1 protein-coding gene is annotated in these 269 nt (G+C 56.9%); it reads right to left on the bottom strand.

What is annotated here, in order from left to right:
* On the bottom strand, positions 1-269 hold a 269-nt coding region (locus C5471_RS23805), incomplete at both ends, for a hemagglutinin repeat-containing protein (protein WP_207627466.1).

Here is a 269-nt window from a genome sequence, read left to right as displayed (position 1 = left end):
GTCAGGCCCACGCCCAGCGAGCTGCCGTGGCGGCTGTTTTTGCCAGTGGTCTGCTCACTGTTCTGGCTGGAGGAGAGCTGAATATCCCGGTTAGCATTCAGTTGCAGGTCTTTACCCGCCTGTAACTGGCTGCCCTGAATGTGGATATCCCCGCTTTGATTTGATGGACCTTTGCTCTCCCCGTTAGCGGTTATCGTGAGGTTATCCCCGGCGGTGAGATGGCTACCCTGTTGGGTGGTCTGATGCTGCTGCTGTTCTGAACGGGAAGA

Source organism: Photorhabdus tasmaniensis (assembly GCF_011189505.1).
GTDB classification, from domain to species: Bacteria; Pseudomonadota; Gammaproteobacteria; order Enterobacterales; family Enterobacteriaceae; genus Photorhabdus; species Photorhabdus tasmaniensis.
Note: the sequence above shows the minus strand (reverse complement) of the source record. Positions and strands in the feature narration are given on the sequence as shown.